A 1,525-nucleotide genomic window follows, 5' to 3' on the forward strand; every position below is an offset into this window, starting at 1 on the left:
GATCAGGACGGGGGAGGGAGGAGACTGAAGTAGAACCTACGCCTTACGTTCCTGAGATATGTAGAAAAATTGAGAAGGCTATTGAAACTCTTGGGCAGTTTATTGAACATGTGAAGATAGTGGCTAAAAGAATGGTAGATATTAAAGAATTCTCCTATGAGCTCTATTTAGACGTAAGTGAGCTGGAGGGTAGCTTCAGAGCTCTGAAAGAATACGCTAAGGGGAGGTACCAGGAAGTGGTGGAGATTGTTGACGAGATTCTTGTGAAAATAGACTACATAAAGGATCTGATTAGTAGCCTCAACCCCCCTCCTGAGGCGCTTCTGAAGTGGTTGACAAATCTCCACGATAGGCTAGAACTGGAGAAAAACAGACTCTGTAGGTAGTTCAGCCGAGGTAGACCCCACAGCGGCTACGAACATGTAACGTAGAGGCGCTCTCGGCGGCTGTGGAGGCGTGCGAAGTTCAATATTGAGTAGCGGCCACCTCACTCCTTTTGGTTCTCGATCTGGATCGCCTTTAAGACGAGATCCATAAGATGCCGGCCTTGTTGTATTAACTCGGGTAACAACCTCAGTAGTCATATAATGGAAAACGTAATGTGTATCAGCTCGGCAACTCAGCCCTCTGGCTGTTCGGGATAGAGCCGATAGACGGTGGGGAGTGGAGCCGGGAGGCTGTTGAGAAAGCGCCGAACAGCTAGAGAAGCAGGTAAAGGAGCTGGGCGCGGTGGTGAAGACAGCCCTTGCCAAACATCCCGCGGAAAGATCGCATATTACGGGAGTTGTGGAGATTTTTGAAAGGTGAGCTATTCTCTGCAGAGTTCTTTTCTTTGTAGCGCTAGCATTGTGTGTAGCTCGCTTAGTTTTGAGAGGACTGCCGCGAGATGAGGTAGGCCCAGTATTAAGTCTTCTAGCGTGTCAATTTCCCGCAAGACTCCGCTGGCGATTTCCGCAATATTCGGATACCTCCCTTTGGCATATTGTTCAAGTCCTCGGAAGCGGCCTTTTATATGCGCCACTTCTGGGCGTAGTCTTTGTTTTAAATCTTCTATCTCAGCGCTTGTTCCGGGTTGTAGAGCTAGATTTTTTACATGGTCAATAAATTGGCCAAGGGATGTGAGGGAGTCTTGAATTATTCTACAGATTTCAGAAGGCATGGGAGGTTGCGGCATATTTATTAATATTCTGGCCCTCCTCTCGTCTACAGTGTATATGCCTGGTAATTGTATTACGGCGCTTTTGACAAGTTTGGTACCTTCTGGCGGCACCTCGTCGCCGTCTATGTATATCGGGTATCTCCCCTCGTTGATTACCAAGATGCCGTCGGGTTTGGGCTCAAGTCTCACGTGTCTGCGGCTGGTGCAGTCCTCCTCGTCGGATCTGCACCCGAATCTTGCGTATACCCCCTTAAACACGTGGATTTCCTCTTCCGTTTCCGAGCCTTGGGCGGCTTTTTTAAGCGCTAACCTGCCCCTTCCCCGCTCGTAGTCCTCACCTCTGCCGATGGTTATGGGCAACTCGGC

2 protein-coding genes are annotated in these 1,525 nt (G+C 49.2%); one reads left to right on the top strand and one right to left on the bottom strand.

Annotated elements, in window-relative coordinates; all coding sequences use genetic code 11:
* On the top strand, positions 1-386 hold a 386-nt coding region (locus tag ACP5J3_RS14515; RefSeq protein WP_428496330.1), incomplete at its 5' end, for a hypothetical protein.
* A gap of 422 nt (positions 387-808) precedes the next feature.
* On the opposite strand, the gene ACP5J3_RS14520 is transcribed toward ACP5J3_RS14515, so the two are convergent.
* A partial coding sequence (locus tag ACP5J3_RS14520; protein WP_428496331.1) for a hypothetical protein occupies positions 809-1,525 on the bottom strand: 717 nt, incomplete at its 5' end.

The organism is Pyrobaculum sp. (assembly GCF_049971835.1).
Taxonomy (GTDB): Archaea; Thermoproteota; Thermoprotei; order Thermoproteales; family Thermoproteaceae; genus Pyrobaculum.